The sequence below is a fragment of the Mesorhizobium australicum WSM2073 genome (genome assembly GCF_000230995.2).
In the GTDB taxonomy this organism is placed as follows: Bacteria; Pseudomonadota; Alphaproteobacteria; order Rhizobiales; family Rhizobiaceae; genus Mesorhizobium; species Mesorhizobium australicum.
The window spans coordinates 5,876,360-5,898,302 of the sequence record NC_019973.1 but is presented as its reverse complement, the minus strand read 5'-3'; the positions used below and the strand labels follow the sequence as shown (position 1 = coordinate 5,898,302).

The window sequence follows — 21,943 nt, the reverse complement described above, 5'->3', positions numbered from 1 at the left end:
TTAAGAGGCGGCTGGCGCAATCTTAATGACGGAGTCACAATGGGACTAGATCTCGCCAAGAATGTGCTTCAGACGCGCGGAGGGTGCTCAGATGCGACGCCTTTCAAATGAAAATCACCTGCCTAGTGGTTTGGCAAGTGCCATTGATCAGCCATGTTCCTTATAACTTGGCGGGTGGAACGACCTCCTATACCATCGCCTCACATTGCTCCGCGTCGATACCGACGAAAGAATCGCGGTTGGGGTGATGTGTATCGAGGGTACATGGGGGTCCGACGTTACGACGGGTGCACTCCTTCACTTGGCGCGTCGACGCCATCCAGCCGGATCATGAATGCATGCGATCTATCGAGTTACGTTACTCCGCGGCTCGATCCTTTCGCCCCAGCTCGCCGCAGCGGCCATATTGCGCCGCCTGAGGGCCTGGGCATTGGCGTGAATCCGGATCCTGAAGCGCTCGGCAATCGGCCGCCATTATCAGTTATCTCCCACAACCGCAGCGCTATCTCTCGCGTTTACGAGCTGGACGACCGGAACGATCAAAGGAGCGTCGCCTCGGCAACTACTTCAAGTTTCGAGTGCAGCCCCTCAGTAAGCTCGCCCGACGTTGTCATTTCGCCAACCAGGCTCGCTCCGCATATGCGAGCTGCCCATCGTGCGAACCAGCTCGGACTACACTCTCAACTTTTGGTGTGCACCGTACAGCGAACCGGCATTTATTGAAAGAGAGGTGATCCCCGTTTCGGGGTGTGCTTGAGGCGACCCAATTAGCCAAGGTGAGCAGTGCGGCCGTGCTCGGCCAGCGGTGCGCACCACATGATGCAAGGCATAATCATAGAGCGCTGCGGTGCGATCGTGCCTAGACGGTGTATCATGGTGCGGGTGGCCAAGCGGCATGAGAGCGCGCGCATGCGGTGCGCCTGGATATGGTGCGGTGCGCTCGGCAGGCATGCGGCATCAGCCTGTGTCTTTTTTCCAAGCCACGCGGCCGTTCAGTGCAATGGAAATCCTGACTGGCACTGGTGATGGCACGGGATCTTCCAAGAGCGGGGGCAATTCGTCATCATCCGCTCATAAGACAGACGCCGATTGCTGTCGTACTCAACCGTGTACCATTCATGACGTCTATATTCGAATCCCCACACACCGGGGCGCGACCATTCCGCCGGCGCAGCGCAGATGACATGATTATTCCTCTTGCTCGCGCCATGTCTTCGGCGGCACGGCGATTGCATGGAACGTAGTGAAGGGGCACGGGCTCCAGACGTGCTGATCCCTTCGATTGACAGAAGGCGAGCGAATAAACGTGACGGCGGACAAACATCAAGGGAGTAGCTTATGCGGGTAGCAGTCGTATCGAACCATGATCATACAGGTGTGATCAACCGGTTCGGGCAGCCTATTCCGGAGTTCGGCGACCGCGAAGAGGTGGAAAGCGTGGTGGCGGCGCTGCAAGAGGGAGGTCACGAGACGCTGATTTGCGACGGCGACAAAGGACTGCTCGCTACGCTCGAGCGGTTCATGCCCCCCGATCGGCAATCCCGGCCCTCGGGGATCGTCTTCAACTTGGCGTGGGGAAGTCAGGGCGAGCGCCCTGAAGCCGGCGTTCCGGCCATGCTTGAGATGGCAGGCGTGCCGTGTACCGGACCGGGCCCGCTTGGATATGGTCTGGCGTTCGACAAGGTCATCATCAAGAGGCTCATCCGCGATCGCGGAGTGCCGACGCCAAATTTTCGGGTGATGCGTCTCGGCACCGAGACTACCGGCGACCTGCGATTCCCATTGGTAGTGAAGCCGCGTTACGAATGCGCGAGCTTCGGGTTACAGCTGGCACATGAGCCCGCTCAGTTGAGGCAGGCCGTGGAGGTGATCGTAACGCTGTATGCTCAGGACGCACTCGTCGAAGAATACATTGATGGGCGAGAAATCACTGTCGCGCTGCTTGGAAATCGAGAGCTCGAGGTGTTACCCCTTGTGGAATACGACTTCCGCGACCGCGAAAAGCGTTGTCTGACTCGGGAAGCTAAGCAGCGGAGAATTTGCCCGGGGCAAATCGGGAGTAGGCTTGCGACTGTGCTGCAAGATATTTCGGTTGCGACGTTCCTTGAGTGCCAGTGCCGGGACTACGCCCGCGTCGACCTACGGATCGACCGCTCCGGCCAGGCCTTTGTCCTCGAGATCAACAACATGCCGTCACTCCGTATGCGCGCCTCTTATGTTCTGGCAGCGAGGACCGCCGGATACACCTTCTCGAGTTTGGTAAATCGCATCCTTGATGTTGCGCACATGCGGTATTTCGGAATCGGCATCCCCAACGCCGAACACGCGTCGAATCGCGGCCGGAGGATCGGAAGTTCCTGAAGTGAGCATCGCGAATGACGGGAGCGAGCGGCGCATAGTGCCGAAGGCCCTCGCCAAATTCAGGCGCTGATCCGGGATATGAGTACGCCAGACCCGGGGCATAAGTCTGCGGCAGCTGGCCCAGGCGTCGAAGCCAGTACCTCATCGGATGGCGCGGCTACTTAGGCTTCTGCCAGACCCCAGGGGTGCTTGCCAACTTGGAAGCGTGGACCCGCGGAAGATTACGCATGTATCTCGGGCGGCGATTGGGAACGGGCACAACCACGTCCCTTCAGCCGACCACTGTCATAGCGACAATCCAATGAATTCTGGCTTATTCTCGAAATTTCATCAAACTGTGCGGCAACTCATGAAAGCAAGTCGGCGCCACAATTTGCGAGGTTCCGTATTACGTCATATCCACATATGCTTGGTAAATATTAATTGTGCAAAATTTAAAGTGATTTTAATATAAGAAAGCTTGCCATGATGACATCATCCATTTATTTGTGGGCCTAGGTTCTGTTTGAACTGTACGTAGCACTAATCGCGACTGACCTATGAAAGGAAGTCCCATTGTCTACTGTAGAAGCCGCGCCCGCCGCTCTTTTCGGCAACGCCGAACGCATCGGATTCGTTGGTACCGGCAGCATGGGGCGGCCGATGATCGCCAAGCTCCTGGAGGCCGGCTATCTGGTGAATGTGTACGATATTGATCCCGCGGCTGCAAAAGACGTGGTCGAAAAGGGAGCCCGGTGGCATGATGCACCGTGTGACGCGGCCCGCGATTGCGAGATTGTCATTACTTGTCTGCCGATGCCCCGCGATGTCTTTGACAACATGACGGGCGAGCAGGGCGCTATGGCCGGAATGCCACCGGGCGGCGTGTGGATCGACGCGTCTACTACCGACTACCACAATACGATCGAGATCGCCCGACGGGCGGCAGCAATTGGCGTGTATTCGCTAGAAGCGCCCGTGAGCAACTTGTCTCACATGGGGGTCGATTTTGGCAATGTCAGCTTCTTCGTGGGTGGGCCATTGGAAGCCTATGTACGTTGCGAGGCGGCGTTGCAAGCCATGGGAGCCGTCTCCTTCCATGTCGGAAACATCGGTCAGGGCCAGTCGGTCAAACTTCTGACGAACCTTCTCTTTTACGCTGCGGCCGTTGCCAGCGGTGACGCGCTCTGCCGAAGCGTACGCGACGGCGTTCCAGCCCAGCAGGCGTGGCGCAAGTTTGTCGGTTCTTCGGCGAACTCCGTTGCAGTCGAGCAATTCGTCCCGTTTCTCCTAGATGGCAGTTACGATCGCTCTTGCACTCTGGAGATCACGATGAAGGATATGGACTTGACCGTCCAGCTGGCCGACGAACTCGGCGTGGGACTGCCGATCGGGCGCACGATCGAAGAGCGCTATAGCCTGGCGGGAAGGAAGTTCGATCGACACGACAGCCATCTGAGCGTCGTCGAACTGGCGCAGGCGGCCTACGGCGCTGGACTGCAAGTGCCGGGTTATCGCGCGCCATCCAAATACGGTGCCGACCCCGCGCATCCGCCAGACCAAGAATTTCTGACCGATCCCGTCGGACGGATCAAACCGAAGCGCGAGCATATGTTTCCGCTCGAGGACGTCCCGCTAAGTGACGTCCAGATACGGCTACTCGAGTCTCTGTCCGTCGAGCTCACTAACTTGAATCGCCTGATCCTTGACGAGGCGTTTGATCTTGGGCGCGGCATGGGCCTGAGCGATGCCCTGATCCACGACGTTATCACCTGGAGCGTAGGCGCCTCCGCATGGTCGGATAGCCATGCTCAGCAATACGGCAACCGACAGCCCATTGCCCCGCCGCTGACGAATGTACCCCATCTCATCTACCCCTACACGGAGGAACTGTCATGACCACTCTGAATGAGCAGACGGCAATAGAGCAAGCCGCACGAAAGCGCATCAAGGACTCCCATGCCCTCGACGGCGACGTCGGTCGCTTGGCCCGCTTCTATCGCGGATGGGCCAGTTCCTATGAACTGGATGTTGGCCGCGAGGGCTACTGCGGGCCGACGGTTGTTGCGGAACTCGCGAGCGCGGTGCAGACGGCGTATTTTGCCAATGAACGAGCAGCCATCGCAATCCTTGACGCCGGGTGCGGAACGGGCCTCGTTGGCGCGCAGTTGAATCGCCTCGGCTTCCAGTTGCTAGACGGGTTCGACCTTTCCGAAGACATGGCAGGAAAGGCGCGAAAAAGCCACGTCTACCGCCATGTCCAAGGCGATGTCGACCTTAATGGGCCGCTCTCCGACTACTCCAGTGCGACTTATGACATTACTGTTTGCTGCGGCGTCTTCACGCTCGGGCACGTCCGACCGGACGCATTGCGCGAACTTGCTCGCGTGACGCGCCCCGATGGGTTCATCATCGCAAGCACCCGCAAAAGCTATGCGGAGGCCACATCCTTTGAAGATGAGGTGCGGCGTCTGCAGGATGAGGACCTGCTTGTGACGGCACAGTGTTTAAGCAACGGCAGATACCTCGCGGAGGAGGGCGCCCACTACTGGGTTTTCCAGGTGACCCATAAAGCCAATGCGCGAACGGAGAAGCAGCTATGATCACGCTACCGCAAATCTCACTGACAAAATTGACAGCCGATGCAACGCGACACGAAGAGCGCGAGCGCCTGCGCCTGGCATGCGAGGAGTCCGGGTTCTTCTACCTTGAGCACGGCATCCCGAAAGAACAGATTACAGAAGCCATCCAGGCTTCCCGGCGGTTCTTCGCGTTGCCACAATCGACAAAGGAACGTTTCGGCCACGCCGCCCAAGACGTGTACCCCACTACCGCCCGTGGATACAGTCCCTTGCACGGCGAGGTGCTACATCCCGAGGCTGGTCCCGAGGCCGTCAGCAACATCCAGCGATTTCATCAGCGACGCCAGGAGCTTGGTATCTACTGGAGTGAGGATCAACGATGAATATCCCCGCGATGCCGCCGATTGTGCCCCTGCGATCTCTGGAAGCCCATTACTACACCGACCTAGAGATCTTTGCCAAGGAACAGGCCGGCCTGCTAGCTCGCTCATGGCAATTTGCCGGGCACGTCAGTCTGGTGGAGAAGCCGGGCGACTACTTCACGTTCGAGATCGCCGGCCAGAACCTGTTCTGTATCCGGGATCGCGACGGTGAAGTGCGATCCTTCTACAATGTGTGCCAGCACCGGGCGCATGAGTTGGTGCACGGGACCGGAAATTCAAAGCTCACCGTTTGCCCCTATCATGCTTGGACGTATGAGATCAGCGGACAACTGCGCAGCGGTCCGAACATTAAGGCGGTTCCGGGTTTCGACCGGCACGACGTTTGTTTGCCATCCGTGAGAACCGAGGTTTTTCTGGGCTTCGTGTTCGTGAATCTCGATCCAGATGCGCACCCCATGGATGAATGGTTCTCGAGAGTTCGAGAAGAACTAACTGAATATGTCCCTGACATCGAGCGGTTGAAACCACTAGAATGGGTCGAGATTCCCGAACGCTGCAACTGGAAAGTCTCCGTCGAAAACTATTCCGAGTGCTATCACTGCCAGTTCAATCACAAAACTTTTTCGACCGGCGTGATCAAGCCGGAAACCTATGACATCCAGCCTCAAGGCTATTGCCTCAGGCATACAACCGAATGCCAGAACCTGGAGCGCATGAGCTACCCGATTGATCTCGCCGCCAATCCCCGCGCCCGGAAGTATTCGTCGTGGTTCTTGTGGCCAACATTCTCCTTCCAGGTCTACCCCGGCAACGTGCTGAACACCTATCACTGGCGCCCCAAGGGCGTGGATGAGGTCGTCGTATGGCGCGGCTGGTACACGATCAACGGAGCCGATTCGGATATGATACGCAAGCTGGCTATCCAAGATCGGGCGACCACGGTGGAGGAAGATATCCACATCGTTGAATCCGTCCAGCGCGGTCTGAAAAGCCGCGGCTATCGGCCTGGCCCACTCGTTATCGACCCCAATTGCGGCGTCAATTCCGAGCACTCGATACGTGTGCTCCAAGAGTGGATGCGCGAGGCCGTCCATGCCTGAGGTTAAGGCATATTGGCAGAACTATATTGACGGCGCATGGACCGACGGCGGTGCCGGCAGGATCGTGGTCGACGATCCCGCAACAGGTGAAAATCTGGCCGAGCAGGGGCTTGCCGATGCCGGCGATGTCAACCGTGCGGTCGTAGCTGCCAGAGCGTGTCACGAAACTGGCGTGCTGACTGCAATGCGTCCGGTCGAGCGCGGCCGGATGGTCCAGGCGATGGGTGACTACCTTCTGGCCAATATCGACATCATTGCGGAAGTGCTGTGTCGTGAGGCGGGCAAGCCGCTCTGGGAGGCGCGGCTCGAGGTCGAGGGTGCGGCGCGTTACTTCGAATATTACGGCAACCAGGCCGAAACGTTCGAGGGCCGCTCGATCCCGCTCGGCGAGGGCTATTACGACTTCACCAGCTACGAGCCCTATGGCGTGTCCGCGCAGGTGATCCCGTGGAACTATCCGCTGGAGATGGCCGCACGCTCGCTAGCGCCGGCTTTGGCCACGGGCAATGCCTGCGTCGTCAAGACCCCCGAACTCGCCCCGCTGTCCAGCGCATACATCGCTAAGGCGGCCGAGCATGCTGGCCTGCCGCGCGGCGCAGTCAACATACTGTGCGGGCTTGGTCGCGAAGCCGGGGCATCGCTGGTCGGCCACCGAGACGTCAGCCAGATCGTCTTCATCGGCTCCGTGACGACTGGCATCAGTATCGCCTCAGCTGCGGCCAGGAACGTCGTCCCCTGCGTGCTGGAGCTCGGCGGCAAATCGGCCGCGATCGTCTGGCCCGACGCCGACCTCGACGCGCTTGTGTCGTCGGTGCGCTGGGGGATTTTCTTCAATGCCGGCCAGGTATGCTCCGCCATGTCCAGACTGATCGTCCATGATGACGTTCACGACGAGGTCGTCGAACGGGTGGCCGATATGGCCCGCTCGATCTCGGTCGGACCGGGCCTCGATCGACCGGACTTCGGCGCAAATATGGGGGCGATGATCTCCGCTGCTCAGCGCGATCGCGCCGAGGCAATGTGCCGCGAGGCTAAACGCCAGGGCGCCCGACCCGTGGTCGGTGGTCGCAAACTCAACCAGCCCGGTTACTTCCTCGAGCCGACCATATTTGACGGTGTTACACCGGACATGAACATCGCCCGAGACGAGATCTTCGGACCGGTCCTGTCCGTCCTAAAGTTCGGTGAGGACGAGGAGGCAGTGCGCATTGCCAACGGAACCGATTACGGGCTCGTAGGTGGCGTCTTTACCGCCGACGTCACCCGAGCGATGAAAACAGCCGCGCGGCTGCGCGCCGGACAAGTCTTCGTTAACGAATGGTTCGCCGGGGGCGTCGAGACGCCCTTCGGCGGCTATGGCAAGTCCGGCTACGGGCGGGAAAAGGGCCGCGAGGCGTTATGGAACTACGTGCAAACCAAGAACATCGCGATCTCACTTCAATCTTAGGAGTTTCGTGTGAAGAAAGATTTGTTCGACGAGGGCCTTCCCAGGCGCAAGGCCACCTTGGAGGCCGAATACGTGGAGAAGAACCTCGCCGCTGCAGACGCCTTCACCCGTCCCTTCCAAGAGGCGATGACCGCCTGGTGCTGGGGGTTCGGCTGGGGCGACGAAGCGCTCGACGCCCAGACGCGATCGCTCATGAACCTCGCGATAATCGGGGGGCTCGGAAAGATGCACGAGTGGGAAACCCATTGCCGCGGCGCGCTCAACAACGGTGTGTCCATGGAAGAGATCCGCGCCGCGATCCATGTCGTCGGTATCTACTGTGGCGTGCCGCAGGCGCTTGAGCTTTCGTGTCGCCAGCAAGGTTCTTGAGGAGCGCCCCGCTGCTATGAAGATCACCCGGATTTACGTGTGGCAGCACGAGCTTCCGCTGACGAAACCTTACTGGCTGTCCGGCGGCCGGCTGAAGTTCGAGAAACTCGACAGCACTTTCGTGCGCATCGACACGGATGCCGGTCTGTCCGGCTGGGGCGAAGGCTGTCCATGGGGCAACACCTACCTGCCTGCCCACGGACCTGGCATCCGGGCTGGCATCGCAACGCTGGTGCCAGCGCTGCTCGGGCGCGACCCGTGCGCGCTTGACGCGATCAACCGCACTATGGACAAAGCCTTGCCCGGCCATCTCTACGTCAAGTCGGCCATCGACATGGCCTGCTGGGACATTCTCGGCAGGGCGAGCGGCATGCCGCTGTGGCGCCTGTTTGGTGGCGAAGAAGCAGATCCGGTCGCAGTCAATTCGTCGATCTCGACCGGCTCGAATGAGGAGATGATTGCCCTTATCCGGGAGGCGTATGCGCACGGCTACCGCACCCATTCGGCAAAGGTGGGTGGCAGCGACCCGGCGCACGACATCTCCAGGATAGAGGCAATCGAGGCCGCCCTGCAGCCCGACGAGACCGTGACCTATGATGTCAATCGTGCCTGGCTGCCGGCGGTCGCGATCCGGGTCTTGAATAATGTAGGCCTGCGGGGCTGGGTCGAGCAGCCCTGCCAGACCCTGTCGCAGTGCGCGCAGGTGGCGAGAAGGGTGAGCCAGCCGATCATGCTGGACGAATGCCTGCACACTTTCGAGGACCATCTGGAAGCCTGGAAGCTCGGTGCCTGCGAAGGCGTCAAGGTGAAGCCGAACCGGGTCGGGGGACTGACTAAGGCCAGGCAGATCCGGGATTTCGGCGTGTCGGTGGGGTGGCAGATGCATATCGAGGACCTCGGCGGCTCCGCACTGGCCGATACGGCTGCCATCCACCTGGCGTCCTCCACGGCAGCCGAAAACAGGCTTGCGAGCTGGCTTTGCCATCATCATCTCGCTGTCGACCTGGTTGCGGGCCAGGGTGCCAGGAACATCGACGGCTTTGCTACCCCGCCGAGCGACCCCGGTCTCGGCGTCGAACCGGACGTCGAGGTGCTGGGTGAGGCAGTTGCGGTCTATTCGTGATCCCGAGGAGAAAAACGTGACTCGGCCGACATCTATGCGTGCGGTGATCCTGACCGGCCACGGCGGTCTCGATAAGCTCGAATACCGCGAAGATTGGCCCATTCCCGCGCCGGCTGCCGGCGAAGTGTTGATCAAGGTCGGAGCCTGCGGCCTCAACAACACCGACATCAACACCCGCACCGCATGGTATTCCAAAGCCGTCCATGACGGCATCACGCTGTCGAGCGGCAGCGCGGGCTTCGCCGTGGCCGAGGCCGATGTCGGCGGTTGGGGAAGCGCGGCGCTGCAGTTTCCGCGCGTCCAGGGCGCCGATGTGGCGGGCCGGATCGTGGCCATCGGCGACGGCGTTGACACCGGCCGGATCGGCGAACGGGTTATCGTCGACCCGTGGCTGCTTGGCCCGGAGGACTGGTTTGACGCCAAAAGCGCGGCCTATTTCGGGTCCGAATGCGACGGCGGATTTGCCGACTTCACTACCGTGCGCGGCGACAACGCGATCCGAATCGAGAGCCCGCTGTCGGATGCCGAGCTGGCAACCTTTCCCTGTGCCTACACCACGGCGGAGAATTTGATCTCGCGCACCTGTCTGAAGCCTGGGGAGGCCGTGGTGATCGCCGGCGCCTCGGGAGGAGTGGGATCGGCCGCGATACAACTTTGCCGGTTGCGCGGCGCTCGCGTCATCGCGATCGCCTCGCGCTCGAAGGCGGCCCTGCTCGAGGAACTCGGCGCTGAGACGGTGATTGACCGCGCATCGCCCGACTTGGCCGAAGCAATTCGCGCGGCTGTCGGCGGCGGTGTCGATGTCGCACTCGACGTCGTTGGCGGCAGCGTTTTCGGATATTTGATCGAGGCGTTGCGTCACGGCGGCCGCTATTCCACTTCAGGCGCGATCGCCGGGCCGGTTGTCGAATTCGACCTGCGCCAACTGGTCTACAAGGACCTGCAACTCACCGGCGCGACGATCGTGCCCCCAGGCACGGCATCACGCCTTGTTCGCCTGATCGAGCGGGGTCTGCTGAAGCCGATACTCGCCGCTCAGTACCCACTACGCGAGCTTGCCGCTGCCCAGCAGGCGTTCATGGAAAAGCGGCATGTCGGCAATATCGTGGTCGCTATGTCCTGACGTTTCGCGGCTGGATGGGACGCTGAGGATCAGCCCTGCGCCCCCGTCCGCCGCGTCGCGCTCCCCTTGCGGGGCGACCATCGCTGATCAGATGACCATTGGACCGGCGAAACTCTCCGACCTGAACCTGCAGGACTGTCTCGCCAACGTGCTATCTAGCATCAATGACCACATCGTCAGCCCGCTCGATGAACTCTTGCCCGGACTGGAAGTTGCCGGCTGTCCCTCACCACAGGGGGCAAGAAGCCGGCCACTGTCGGCGACAGGACCTTGACCGGCCTTTCCTTTCTTGGTCGAAGCGGCGACGACAGCAATGGTGTGCAAGGGGCCGAGTCACACTCAACCAAAGATGGGCGTTCGTGCCGACGGGCGTCTTACCAATCGGCCGGGTAGCCGCCAAACTGGCGCTTCCCGAAGGCGATCATGCGGACACATCTTTGAGACCGCAGGACAAAACGCCGCCCAGCTTCGCAAGTGTACCGATCTATGCCTTGGCCAAAAGCGGTCCAGTTAGATCAGGCTGTTCCTATTCACTAACGGGCGGAAACGGTGTGATCGACCAATTGATCAATTCGACGGCACTTTGAAGTATTGCCTCGGTCCGAGTATGGCTGCGTGAAAAGGCGATGACATATCCCATGGAGTCTAGGTAATCGCCTTTCCTAACGATCGGCATCTTGGGTTTGACCCACAATTTGATCTCGGCCACACCAGGTACCGCAGCTGCCCGACTGCCGTCATCGATCCAGTCGAGGGTACCCTCGTGATCGGGAAGTAGGTTCCGCCAGCCAGCAATTTCCGAATGCCTTTTACGCAAATCCCATTCGTCGCCGGTGACAAGTTTGATGTGCTCGGTGATGAGATCGATACCGTAAGCCAGCTGAATGTGTTCAGGACCGCCACCAAGACGCGGATTGACTTCAATGACGACTGGGCCACACTTCGTCCACCGGAGTTCAATGCACGTTGGCCCCCAGCCAAGGCTCAGAGCTTGCAAACAGCTCAACGAAGTATCGATGATACGCTTATGCTCGTCATCAGTTAGCGGAGCGGGAAAGATGCCCCCACGAAAGACGAAATGCGGTGGGCGGTCGAAGTCAGCTGCCTCAATCCCAATGACCTCATGTCCCATCACATGAGTGATATAATGCGGACCTTCTGCGAATTCTTCGACCAGTATTCTCGGCGGGGACCGCCAAATGTGCTTGCCGCCCAATAGATAGGTCGTGTGTTCGGCTAGCTCGTGGATATTGCGGCACAATCGGACGCCTTGGCTGCCAGTGCCTACGGCTGGCTTGAGAATCACTGGCAGGCCGATCTCTGCGGCAGAGCTTTCGACGTCCGCCACATTAGTGGCCACGCGATACGCTGGTATTGGAACCCCGGCTTCCGCGAGAAGCTGGCGTTGGACGAATTTGTCGCAGCATCGCTCAATAGAGGTGGGGTCCGGTCCGGGTAGATCGAAATGCCGGCAGAGCTTGCCAACTTTCGCACAGAACGGTTCCGCGGAGGATGTAATTCCAGCAATATCATAGGTTGCACGCAGCTGGGAACATTCACGGATCAGCGCATCGAGATTGTCTGTATCGATACGGACTGCGTCAATGCTTCGGGTTGCAAGATAGTCGTACTGAGTTGGATCAGTCGACAAGGTAATTGGATGAAGACCAAGACGCTGGGCCGCTTGGACGTACATAAGACCATTGCTCCTCCCGGCTTCAACTAGTATGAGCGATCTTCTTGCCATTTTCTGCTGTCTCCACGTTGCGTGCGGTCGAGATAAATAGGCATCAACTTCTTCAGTTTCGCCTGACCAGAGTGTCTAGTGAACGTACTGTCGTCAGCAGCGTACCACTATCAGCGGTTTGCAATCGCAAAGATTCTGCAAGCTTGTTTGAAGGATATGTTGCAATTGGTTCATTGTGAGAGCCTAACTCATCGCAGCGACCAAGCCGAGAGGCTCGTTGTTCTCTCCTTCGAAAGCCGATCCGGATGATCTCTCATTCTTGATCTTGCCAGAAGCCCGAACTCAGTGAACGGTCAATTCGGAGCCCGCTTTCCGCATCAACAGATCGCACGAGACGTGCGCGTCATCAAAAAAACGAACGGGCTTGTGATCGGAAAGCTCGAAAGCTCCGTTTCGTTTTTCTTCGCTGAGGTAGCGGACTTCCAGAGTCCGCAGGGGCACGATCGGCGACCTGGCGGGACGTTCACAGCGCGTCGCGGCGCATCAGCCCACTATGGAGGTCCTCGCCATGGAACCAATCCGGATCACATGGTCAGTTTCAGTCCGTGCTTAACGAGTAAGCGGTGTTTCGGGGCCACCTTTCGGGAGTGATCGCGATCTGTGAGGTTGCCGATCCTGTATTGGGATCGGAGATAGGCTTGTGTCTGGACTTGACCTTACGCTCGACCCGGAGCGGCAGCCTCGGCGTTTCGAGGTGATCAACGGTGCTGGCGGCCGGCGTCACTGGTCGCTGGATGACAAGGCGCGGATCGTCGCGGAGACGCTGGAACCGAACGCAATCATTTCCGAAGTCGCCCGGCGTTATGGTCTCAGGCCACAGCAGGTGTTCGCCTGGCGGCGCGAAGCGCGCAAACAGGCCGCTTCGGTGCAGCAGGAATCCCCGACCTTCGTGCCGGCGGTGGTGGCGCCTCCGGAACCCGCGCCGACGCGTCCAGCACAGCCACGGAAGCGGAAGGCGACCCGAGATGCTGGCCTGATGGCGGCGCAACGCTCGCCTTCTGCTGGGCACACGTGCGCCGGCGCTTCTACGAACTCGCCGCGGCTGGCCCAGCGCCGATCGCGAGCGAGGCGCTCCGGCGCATCTCAGAACTCTATCGCGTCAAGGACGACATCCGCGGCCAGCCGGCAGACGCACGTCGTGCCGCGCGCCAGGAAAGGAGCCGGCCCATCCTGGTCGAGCTCGAGCCGTGGCTGCGCGAGAAGCTCGGCCTGATCAGCCAGAAGACCAAGCTCGCCGAGGCGATCCGCTATACGCTGTCACGCTGCGAGGGGCTCACCCACTTCCTCGACGACGGACGCATCGAGGTCGACTCCAATATCGTCGAGCGGTCGATCCGCCCGATCGCGCTCAACCGGAAGAACGCCCTCTTCGCGGGCTCTGACGGCGGCGCCGAGCACTGGGCCGTCGTCGCTTCGCTGATCGAGACGTGCAAGCTGAACGGCGTCGAGCCGCTCGGCTACCTGGCCGACGTGCTCGCCAGGATCGTCAACGGCCATCCGAACAGCAAATTGACGAACTCCTGCCCTGGACCTACATCGCCAAGCCGGAGCTCAAGGCCTTGGCCTGAGAACGACGCTTACCTTAACGAGGCCGGTCTCCAATCCAATCTGAAAATTAACCGGTGGGAAATCAATTTGCGTCAGCAACCGAAATTGGAGAATTGTACCTGCACAGGTCACATTTCGAAATACTAGCGCAACATCTACTTCACGCAAAATAACCTTACGCATTGCGGCAATGTGATACAGCTTTGGCGACGCCCGACCTGCGGTGACGGCATGGCGAGCCTGGTACCTGACAGCTCTGTGCATCTGTATGCCAATCACAACATCCAGCGCAAAATGGCTGCGGAGAGAGATTATGGAACGCCCGCGGATCCTTAGTCTCGTCGATGCATTCCCCGAGGCACCCAGGGAGGCGTTTGCGGTCGAGTTCAGCCGATTTCTCGACAAGGCTGACGGCATTGCTCAATCCGAGCGGTTGTTTGACCTTTTATCCGCCTTTGCCCTGAATTTTGATTGCCCGTGGACCTCCTATGGGTCTCTTGCACCTGACTAACGGGGTTTAAAGCCCGATGATTCTGCGCGCATGGTTCTGGAGGATGCAGTCATGCAGTCGGCAGCTGGACCGCCAGCAGGATCAGCGAGCGGATCATATGGGCGATCTTGTCCAGTTCCGTACGACAACAATCGAGTTTGATGTGGGGCGCAGCCGTACATTTCCCGATAGACTTTTGAGAAATGTGATGCAGAGACGAATCCGCACGCTACAGCTATCTCTATAACGGGCAGGTTCGAGCTTCGAAGCAGCAAGTGCGCGCGCTCGAGACGCAGTTCCAGGTAGTAGCGGCTCGGACCTCGTCCTAGTTCACGCCTGAAGAGTCGCTCAATTTGGCGGCGTGTAAGGCCAGTCGCTGCCACCAGTCCATTTACCGACTTGGGATCGCCGATATGTGCTTCCATCTGATCGATGACTGTTATCACTGCCTTGTGATTGCATCGTACGCGGGAATTCGGCGGCAAGCGTTGACGGTCCCCAACAGAGCGGACACGACACGCGATGGCCTTCTCACATATGCGATTTACGACGGCAGCTCCATGATCGCGTCCAACCAGATCCAGGAATGTATCAAAGGATGCGCCTGCGCCAGAGCAGGTATACAGCTCACCATCTTCCTCGAATGCGGCTTGCGTAGCTATAACGCTTGGAAACTTCTCCAGGAATAGCGGGAATTGCTCCCAGTGCACGGCGCAGCGGCGACCTTCTGCCAGGCCCGCTCGAGCAAGGACTAGGGTTCCGCCACCTATGCCGATAAGGCGCGCGCGACGGTTGCGGCACTCTCTGAGCCAGGCATCCAACTGGCTGTCATGTCGAGGGAGGGAACGGCCTCCACACACTATCGCGACCGTGGCTGGGTTTGATCGAAGGCGGTCACGCTCCGATCGCAATGCGGCGGCTGAGCTTATGGTGATGCCGCAACTCGACACCACCGGTTGTCCGTCGCCCGAAACAACCTGCCAACTATAGGCGTTTCGTCCCGTCGCTTCGTTAGCCAGCGTAAGCACTTCAATCGCGGAGGAAAAAGCATGCAGGGAAAAAGCGGGAAGCAGGTAAAAGTTAAACCTGCCGGGCATGGTTTCCAGGCCTTGCTTTCGGGCCTCGTTGTATCGACCCGAGGAGCCCCGCGCTGCGTCAAGCGGTGTCAGCCGTTGCAAAATCGAAACCCTGTCTTCACACGAGTAGCCTGAGTACGTTCATCGTTGCCGGACCAAATTCTCACGGCGCACCCCCAGAATTGTTCGATGTCGCTCAGAAGCCGCGGCCCAACACCTGATGGTGGCTACGCTACGCGGCCTCGAAAAGATTCTCGCACAAGCCGAGCCTTTTCGCCGGCCGCCAGCCCAACGTCGACCATATCAGGCCCGACGAGTTCTTAGGCTTATAAGAGATTTCGTTCCTCAAGTACTTTGCGAGCAACCCTGAAGCACTCTAAAGCCTGTGGCACGCCGCAATAGATGCCAACTATGTGAATCGCAGCACGGATCTCGTCCTTTGAGACACCATTGTTGATTGCGCCACGACAATGGGTCTCCCATTCGTGCATCTTCCCTAAGGCGCCGATCATGGCCAGGTTCATCAGCGATCTCGTCTTTGGATCGATTGCTTCATCTCCCCAGCCAAATCCCCAACACCAAGCCGTCATCGCTTCCTGGAACGGGCGGGTGAATTCGTCTGCCGACGCGAGGTTTTTCTCAACGTACTCGGCGCCAAGTACGGCCTTTCTTTTGGACAGGCCCAATTCAAAGAGATTTTGTTCCATTCTGTCCTCTATGTGCGAACGGGCCGGCATCACCTTTGCTCATCTTTCCAGTAGATACCCAGATCATGCCGCCGTTGGTGGAAACGCTCGATATTATTGACAGCGCCGGTCTTGGCTTCCGCTACGACAAAGGCCATGATCGTCTCGAAAAGCGCGGTAACAGCAACGGTAGAGGGAAAAAATTGCGGGGTGTTGGTGGGTATGACGAAACGCTGATCTGCCCGGACGAGGATCGGCGATGCCGGGCTGTCAGATATGCCAACCACCTTGAGGCCGTAAGAACGGGCGACTTCGACAGCCTCGATGATCTCGCGTCGATATGGCTTAAATGTCATCGCCACCAGGATGTCGCCCTTCTCGGCGTGGACCAGTCCGTCAATAGGCAGGGACCCTTCACGCGGGATGGCGACAACGCCGCCTACGGCCATGCTCGCAAGATAGGCGAAGTTTCGGGCAATGGAACTGGCGAAGCCTACGCCAAGCACATATGTCATTCGCGCACTCACGATAGCGTCGGCGAGCTTCTTTATCTCGGTTGCGCTCGTACCAGTAAACAGACCCTCAATATTCTCTATGGATGTCGACGCCATCTGGCTGTAGAGGCTGGCGAGCTTGCCGCCCTTCGAAAGTGACTGAAGCCATCGCGCTCGGTCCGGAAAGTCGTCGCGCCCTCGCATGACTTGTTCTCTAAAGGGTCTACGAAAATCCTCGTACCCTTCAAAGCCCAGAGCGCGGGCCATCCTGACCAAAGTATTTGGCTTGATATCGGCGCCCTGCGCCATGTTTCTGATCGACGTGATGCTGATCAGATTTGAGTTCTCAAGTACATGGGTAGCGGCCTTGTGCAATTCCGGTGTGAACGAAATGAGCCGCCCTCTAATCTCTTCCAGAACCGCGGCCGCGGACCTTTCGGATGGTACATTCATTCGCTTCATGGTTGACATCCATACAGTTGTTCGGTAGCGTTGTCTATAGCGTGTTTGCTCGGAGAAGGCACATGAATGTACGCGATGCACGCGTTGAAAGCACGGGTGTGCGTGCCCCAGCTTGTGGAATGGCATAGCCTCTGAAAGTTGCTTTCCCGCGCCGAAATGAACGAGCTTCTGCCGGCAGACCACTAACGCAGCTGAGCCGCCCTCCAATTGCAAACGATCAAAGTCTTGATCAGCAAGCTGAATGAATATGCCGAATCTCGATATCGCCTCGTCAATTGCCGAATGGGCCGGGCGCTATAGGGGCGATATGTCTCCCACAATCGAAAGGGAGGCGCGCCGAAGCCTTGTCGATACCGCATCTTGCATGTTTGGCGGCAGAACTACAGCCGTGTCTGCCCTGGCTGAGAAGGCGATATCGTTAGAATCCGGAGAGGGTGCGGTTTCGATTGTTGGTGGCGGCATGCTCAGTGTCGGTGGGGCTGCCTTTCTCAATGGCGTGCGCTCCCATGCTCTCGATTTCGACGATTACGAATTCGTCGGCTCGACGCACCCCAGTGCACCGATCCTTGCGGCGCTTCTTGCCGTTGGCTTTCGCGACGGCTTGACCGTTGGCGATATCCTTCGAGCCTGGACGGTCGGATATGAGGTTATTGTTCGTCTGGGTGAATCTCTCGGCTTCGGGCACTACCTGTCGGGATGGCATTCAACATCCACGCTTGGTCCGATCGCCGCTGCCGCCGCATGTGCTCACGCCATGGACCTGCCAAGCGAACGCATTGCGGCCGCGATGAATATGGGGTCCAGCGTATCTGCGGGGCTTCAGCATCAGTTCGGAACAGACATGAAGGTTGCCCATGTTGGCTTAGCTGCCAGGGGCGGAGTATTTGCGGCTCAGTACGCGAGGGTCGGAGCGGTAGCAGCTTCCGGCCTTGTTTGGGACGGCCCTTTGGGCTTCCTGGCGAATTTTGGGACGCCCACGTCTCCAGGAACTCGGGCGGTCCTTGCGACCAGAATCATCGGGCAAGGAATTATGGACCATCCGGTTGCGCGAAAATCTTGGCCAAGCTGTTCCTATACCCAAAGGCCGATCGAGGCAGCTATCGGGCTACGCGAGAATCACCAGATCGATCCCACATCGATCGCTTCGATAGCGATCCACAGTCCCGCGCCTTTCGTGCGAGTTGTGTCGATCGCCGAACCCACGACATCCGCGGAGGCGCGGTTCTCAGTTCGGTATTGCGTCGCAAGAGCAATGTTGTGTGGCGTGTTGACCCCTGCTGATTTCGAACCGGCAGCGCTGAGCGAGCCGGACACTCGGGCCCTGATGCTGAAAGTGTCGATCGTACCTGAACAAGTCCCGGATGACATCCAAGATCTATCGCCAGAAGCTCCCGACCGCCTTGTCGTTACATTGCAATCAGGGCAGCGCCTCGAAAAAGCCGTGGCTTATGTGCGCGGAGGGCCCAAGAATCCGATGACGGACGCCGATCTGACACGAAAGGCCAAAGCTTGCGATGCTCCTGCCGAGCTTGTCGGTCTTTTGGCCGAAGGTGCTTTGTCCATTCCTATCAGGTCGACGGCCATCTTTTAAAGCTACCGCAGGGCTCCGTCCGGTCAACGTCGTTTCATCCTCACTGGGATGTCCAAGCAATTCTCCGAATCCGAATTGACTCAAAAACGTTTGTACGCCAGGTTCTCTGCGGGAAAACAATCGTTCTCTAACCGCCGGTCGGTTCCACGGTTGTGATGGCCAGGGATGGCGAACCCCATCCCAAAAAAGAAAAAGCGGTTAAGCTCAGGGGAGTGAAACATGGACAGACGCAGCATGTTATCGGCGATGGGGGCCACGGCCGCCGCATCGCTCGTGGCCAAAGGCGCCAAGGCCGAGGAGGTCACCTCGACCTTGGATGCGATAATGAAGCGCGGCCACTTGTTAGCCGGCGCGCGATACGATTATCCTCCGGGCAGCTTCGCTGACGCGCAGGGCGTCGTGCAGGGCTACGGACCGGATGTGGCGAGGGAGTTCGGCAAGCACTTGGGTGTCGAAGTCAAGTTCGTGCAGACGACGTCGCAGACCCGAATCCCGCTCTTGCTGAACGGGCAGATTGATGCCGAGTTCGGTCCTACCACAAACTCCAAGATTCGCGAGGAAGTCGTGGACTTTTCCTTGATCTGGAACACCGAGCAGGCGGTCATACTTGTCCGGAAAGGTGAACCGACGGACCCCAAGGCTTACGCCGGCACGGAAAAGACGATCGGCGCGACGCAGGGCGCAGTCTATATAGGCTACTGGAGAGCGACCAATGCTGGCGCCAAGTTCAAGCTCTTCCAACAGTATCCGGAACTGCTGCTGGCCGTTGCCCAAGGGCAAGTGGACTGCGTTCTGATCGACTCCTTGCAGGCGGAGCTGATGATCGAAAAAATGTCCGACGCGAAGCTCGCGGTGGGCGAGCCTTTCTATCGGGACTCCAGCGCCATCATGGTTCGGCAGAACGATTCGAAATGGCGCAACTGGGTGAACTGGGGCCTGCAGCGCCTTTGGCTTGAAGGCAAACTCCAGGAGATCTACCGCAAATACTACAACGAAGAGCCAGGGTTCGTGTTGTGGCAGCCAGGCATGATGCAGCCTGGCGTAGCGGAAGTGCACGGCCCCGATAAGTGGTAGCTTCCAGACAGACATGAACGCAGGTCGGCCGGACCAACAAGCGCCGCGAAAGCCGCGCCACTGGTCGACCTGAGTGATCGGGGCTTGACGCGGAACCCTACGGAAACCTCATGCATCTCGACTGGGGAATAATCTGGGAGTACCGAGCTCTGCTGTTCCAGGGTTTGGGTACGACGCTCCGCATATCTCTGATCTCGATAGCTCTGTCTTTTCTGATCGGATCGGTTGTCGGCTGCTTGAAGGTTACTGCGGGCTTCCATCTCAGAAAGTCCTTAGATACGTGTGTAGAAGTCATCAGGGATATACCAGTAGTTGTAAAATTATTTGCCATATATTACGCCTTCGGGATCGATGCATCCATTTCCGGCGTGATAGCTTTAACGTTGCATCAGGGCGCCTATATCTCTGATGTTGTGACCTCAGGAATCCGGGCTCTTCCCACAGGGCAGTGGGAGGCCGGCATCGCTTCCGGCCTGTCAGGCCGACAGGTATTTACGAGGATCATACTGCCGCAGGCGATCCGGATCACTGTACCGCCCCTGACCAGCCAATTTATCCAAGTCGTGAAGAATTCATCGACTGTGATGCTGATCGCGATTGAAGACCTCACGTTCATGACCCAGCAGATCGAGCAGGAGACGTTTCGCGGCATGGAGGCCGCGATCGCGGTGACGGTCCTGTACCTGATGCTTGCTTTGCTGATAGCGGGCGCGATGAGCGCTGTCCAAGTGCTAATGGACCGGGAACGCCGATGAATCTCGATCGCCAGCCAGAGGATGCCGATCGCCGGAAGGCGGTTATTTGGTACGGTTGCCTCGCGTTCCTGTGCTTTGTGGGTGCTTGGAAAGCGGCTGGGTTTCGCTGGGCTCCCATTTGGCCGAGCGCCGGCCTGATCGCGCAAGGCCTATGGCTATCAATTCAGCTCTCCATCCTGTCCACTGCGATCGGACTGGCGGCCGCGATACCTTTGGCGGTGGCGCGCGTCCACGGTTCGTCTTTCGCCAGGATTCCGGCGGTTTTCCTGATCGAGATCGTTCGCGCGACGCCCGAGTTGATGGTGATATTTTGGGTCTACTTCGGCGCTCCGGCCATCACGGGTCAACCAATCGACGGTTGGACAGCGGCGCTGGTGGCAATGTCGATAATCGCGGCTTCGTACCTGGCTGAGGTCATTCGAGCTGGGTTGTATTCCGTGGACAAGGGTCAATGGGAGGCCGCTGCGTCGACGGGCTTGAACAACTGGCAATCCTTCAAATGGATAATCCTGCCCCAGGCTATTTCCAACATGATGCCAGCCCTTCTGTCGCAAGTGATTATGCTTTTCAAGACAACGTCTCTCGTCTCAATGGTGGGGGTAATTGATTTCTTTAGAGCAGCGCAGATCACAAACAGCAACACCTTCAGTCCGTATGCGATCTATACTTTGGTTGGCATTGGATATTTTATCATTTGCGGCACCCTCTCCTTGGTCGTGAAAAGGTGGCGAGGGCGGGTTTCCGCTGTAGGTGCTTGAGCGATCGGAAGCATAGGGAATGGATTTCGTTACATGACGATTCAGTCGATCATTCGGTTCTCCAAGGTCAGCAAGAGCTTTGGAACCGCCCAGGTGCTGCACGAAATCGATCTCAATGTGAGGGAGCGCGAAGTCGTCGTTGTGTGCGGCCCGTCCGGCTCGGGAAAGTCAACGCTGACCCGATGCATCAATGGCCTGGAAACGTTTCAGACCGGGTCTTTGCGGGTCCTTAATCACAATCTGAACGCAGCCAAGAAGAACCTTCGGCAGCTTCGTTGCGAAGTCGGAATGGTCTTTCAGAATTTCAATCTGTATCCGCATCTCGACGCGATCGACAACATTACCCTGGCACCCCGCCTGGTGCGTGGGACCGCCAGGCGAGAGGCGGAGGAGCGCGCTCACGCGCTGCTCAAACGCGTCGGCATAGGCGACAAGGCCCGCGAGTTCCCGGGCCGCCTTTCGGGCGGGCAAAGGCAGCGCCTCGCGATTGCCCGCTCACTGGCCATGGACCCAAAGGTGATGCTTTTCGACGAGCCGACATCCGCCCTTGATCCGGAGATGATTTCAGAAGTGCTGGATGTCATGGGTGAGCTCGCACAGGCGGGCATGACCATGGTTGTCGTGACGCACGAAATGGGATTCGCGCGCAAGGTCGCCGATCGCATCGTTTTCTTGGATTCCGGGCGAATAGTTGAAGAAGCTGAGCCGGAGCAATTTTTCACCGCACCGACGGACAGGCGGGCAAAGGACTTCCTGTCAAAGATTCTTTCCCACTAGGGAAGCGGGAACAGCCGC

The 21,943-nt window shown here is 58.7% G+C and carries 20 protein-coding genes and 2 pseudogenes; 18 read left to right on the top strand and 4 right to left on the bottom strand.

Annotated elements, in window-relative coordinates; all coding sequences use genetic code 11:
- Nucleotides 1-1,338 precede the first annotated feature (1,338 nt).
- The 10 genes from MESAU_RS28325 to MESAU_RS28285 all read left to right on the top strand — a co-directional run bounded on the left by MESAU_RS28325 (nucleotide 1,339) and on the right by MESAU_RS28285 (nucleotide 10,467).
- Nucleotides 1,339-2,361, top strand: a complete 1,023-nt coding sequence (locus MESAU_RS28325) for a D-alanine--D-alanine ligase family protein (protein ID WP_013533466.1) — start codon at nucleotides 1,339-1,341, stop codon at nucleotides 2,359-2,361.
- A 185-nt stretch (nucleotides 2,362-2,546) separates the two neighbouring features.
- On the top strand, nucleotides 2,547-2,666 hold the full coding sequence (locus MESAU_RS32490; RefSeq protein ID WP_245262920.1) for a hypothetical protein: 120 nt from the start codon (nucleotides 2,547-2,549) through the stop codon (nucleotides 2,664-2,666).
- A 250-nt stretch (nucleotides 2,667-2,916) separates the two neighbouring features.
- Nucleotides 2,917-4,239 (top strand): NAD(P)-dependent oxidoreductase, encoded by a 1,323-nt coding sequence (locus MESAU_RS28320; RefSeq protein ID WP_013533465.1) that lies wholly within the window; start codon nucleotides 2,917-2,919, stop codon nucleotides 4,237-4,239.
- The gene (locus tag MESAU_RS28315; RefSeq protein ID WP_013533464.1) at nucleotides 4,236-4,943 is read left to right on the top strand and encodes a class I SAM-dependent DNA methyltransferase; all 708 of its coding nucleotides are present in this window, start codon (nucleotides 4,236-4,238) and stop codon (nucleotides 4,941-4,943) included. The genes MESAU_RS28320 and MESAU_RS28315 overlap by 4 nt, the downstream gene beginning before the upstream one ends.
- Nucleotides 4,940-5,305, top strand: coding sequence for a 2-oxoglutarate and iron-dependent oxygenase domain-containing protein (locus tag MESAU_RS28310; protein WP_013533463.1), 366 nt, complete (start codon nucleotides 4,940-4,942; stop codon nucleotides 5,303-5,305). Before MESAU_RS28315 ends, MESAU_RS28310 begins: the two co-directional genes overlap by 4 nt.
- On the top strand, nucleotides 5,302-6,405 hold the full coding sequence (locus MESAU_RS28305; protein WP_013533462.1) for an aromatic ring-hydroxylating oxygenase subunit alpha: 1,104 nt from the start codon (nucleotides 5,302-5,304) through the stop codon (nucleotides 6,403-6,405). Before MESAU_RS28310 ends, MESAU_RS28305 begins: the two co-directional genes overlap by 4 nt.
- Nucleotides 6,398-7,852, top strand: a complete 1,455-nt coding sequence (locus MESAU_RS28300; protein WP_013533461.1) for an aldehyde dehydrogenase family protein — start codon at nucleotides 6,398-6,400, stop codon at nucleotides 7,850-7,852. The genes MESAU_RS28305 and MESAU_RS28300 overlap by 8 nt, the downstream gene beginning before the upstream one ends.
- A 9-nt stretch (nucleotides 7,853-7,861) precedes the next feature.
- On the top strand, nucleotides 7,862-8,221 hold the full coding sequence (locus MESAU_RS28295) for a carboxymuconolactone decarboxylase family protein (RefSeq protein ID WP_013533460.1): 360 nt from the start codon (nucleotides 7,862-7,864) through the stop codon (nucleotides 8,219-8,221).
- A 16-nt stretch (nucleotides 8,222-8,237) separates the two neighbouring features.
- Entirely contained in the window at nucleotides 8,238-9,344 is a 1,107-nt protein-coding gene (locus tag MESAU_RS28290; protein ID WP_013533459.1) for a mandelate racemase/muconate lactonizing enzyme family protein, read from the top strand.
- Nucleotides 9,345-9,360: 16 nt separating this feature from the next.
- On the top strand, nucleotides 9,361-10,467 hold the full coding sequence (locus MESAU_RS28285; RefSeq protein WP_013533458.1) for an alcohol dehydrogenase family protein: 1,107 nt from the start codon (nucleotides 9,361-9,363) through the stop codon (nucleotides 10,465-10,467).
- Between the two features lie 526 nt (nucleotides 10,468-10,993).
- Here MESAU_RS28285 and MESAU_RS28280 read toward each other — a convergent pair.
- Nucleotides 10,994-12,214, bottom strand: coding sequence for an ATP-grasp domain-containing protein (locus MESAU_RS28280; protein WP_013533457.1), 1,221 nt, complete (start codon nucleotides 12,212-12,214; stop codon nucleotides 10,994-10,996).
- A 640-nt stretch (nucleotides 12,215-12,854) separates the two neighbouring features.
- Here MESAU_RS28280 and tnpA point away from each other — a divergent pair.
- From tnpA to MESAU_RS28270, 3 genes and pseudogenes are all read left to right on the top strand, one after another.
- Nucleotides 12,855-13,166, top strand: a pseudogene (gene tnpA, locus MESAU_RS32485) (IS66-like element accessory protein TnpA); the annotation flags it as partial.
- 26 nt (nucleotides 13,167-13,192) lie between these two features.
- A pseudogene (gene tnpC / locus MESAU_RS28275) lies at nucleotides 13,193-13,782 on the top strand (IS66 family transposase); the annotation flags it as partial.
- 293 nt (nucleotides 13,783-14,075) lie between these two features.
- The gene (locus tag MESAU_RS28270) at nucleotides 14,076-14,273 is read left to right on the top strand and encodes a hypothetical protein (protein ID WP_013533456.1); all 198 of its coding nucleotides are present in this window, start codon (nucleotides 14,076-14,078) and stop codon (nucleotides 14,271-14,273) included.
- On the opposite strand, the gene MESAU_RS30720 is transcribed toward MESAU_RS28270, so the two are convergent.
- The 3 genes from MESAU_RS30720 to MESAU_RS28255 form a co-directional block, all read right to left on the bottom strand.
- Nucleotides 14,270-15,349: a GlxA family transcriptional regulator gene (locus tag MESAU_RS30720; RefSeq protein ID WP_013533455.1), complete on the bottom strand. Its 1,080-nt coding sequence runs from the start codon at nucleotides 15,347-15,349 to the stop codon at nucleotides 14,270-14,272. The genes MESAU_RS28270 and MESAU_RS30720 overlap by 4 nt on opposite strands.
- 305 nt (nucleotides 15,350-15,654) lie before the next feature.
- The gene (locus MESAU_RS28260) at nucleotides 15,655-16,035 is read right to left on the bottom strand and encodes a carboxymuconolactone decarboxylase family protein (RefSeq protein ID WP_013533454.1); all 381 of its coding nucleotides are present in this window, start codon (nucleotides 16,033-16,035) and stop codon (nucleotides 15,655-15,657) included.
- Nucleotides 16,036-16,064: 29 nt separating this feature from the next.
- Nucleotides 16,065-16,970 carry a MurR/RpiR family transcriptional regulator gene (locus MESAU_RS28255; protein WP_013533453.1) on the bottom strand — a complete coding sequence of 302 codons (906 nt, stop codon included), beginning with the start codon at nucleotides 16,968-16,970 and terminating at the stop codon, nucleotides 16,065-16,067.
- Nucleotides 16,971-17,211: 241 nt separating this feature from the next.
- Between MESAU_RS28255 and MESAU_RS28250 the strand changes: the two genes are divergently transcribed.
- The 5 genes from MESAU_RS28250 to MESAU_RS28230 all read left to right on the top strand — a co-directional run bounded on the left by MESAU_RS28250 (nucleotide 17,212) and on the right by MESAU_RS28230 (nucleotide 21,925).
- The gene (locus tag MESAU_RS28250) at nucleotides 17,212-18,561 is read left to right on the top strand and encodes an MmgE/PrpD family protein (protein ID WP_245262919.1); all 1,350 of its coding nucleotides are present in this window, start codon (nucleotides 17,212-17,214) and stop codon (nucleotides 18,559-18,561) included.
- A 219-nt stretch (nucleotides 18,562-18,780) separates the two neighbouring features.
- Nucleotides 18,781-19,635, top strand: a complete 855-nt coding sequence (locus tag MESAU_RS28245; RefSeq protein ID WP_013533451.1) for a substrate-binding periplasmic protein — start codon at nucleotides 18,781-18,783, stop codon at nucleotides 19,633-19,635.
- Nucleotides 19,636-19,745: 110 nt separating this feature from the next.
- The gene (locus MESAU_RS28240) at nucleotides 19,746-20,390 is read left to right on the top strand and encodes an amino acid ABC transporter permease (protein WP_013533450.1); all 645 of its coding nucleotides are present in this window, start codon (nucleotides 19,746-19,748) and stop codon (nucleotides 20,388-20,390) included.
- Nucleotides 20,387-21,148 carry an amino acid ABC transporter permease gene (locus MESAU_RS28235; RefSeq protein ID WP_013533449.1) on the top strand — a complete coding sequence of 254 codons (762 nt, stop codon included), beginning with the start codon at nucleotides 20,387-20,389 and terminating at the stop codon, nucleotides 21,146-21,148. Before MESAU_RS28240 ends, MESAU_RS28235 begins: the two co-directional genes overlap by 4 nt.
- A gap of 33 nt (nucleotides 21,149-21,181) precedes the next feature.
- Complete coding sequence (locus MESAU_RS28230; RefSeq protein WP_013533448.1) at nucleotides 21,182-21,925, top strand: amino acid ABC transporter ATP-binding protein; 744 nt, start codon at nucleotides 21,182-21,184, stop codon at nucleotides 21,923-21,925.
- Nucleotides 21,926-21,943: the final 18 nt, after the last annotated feature.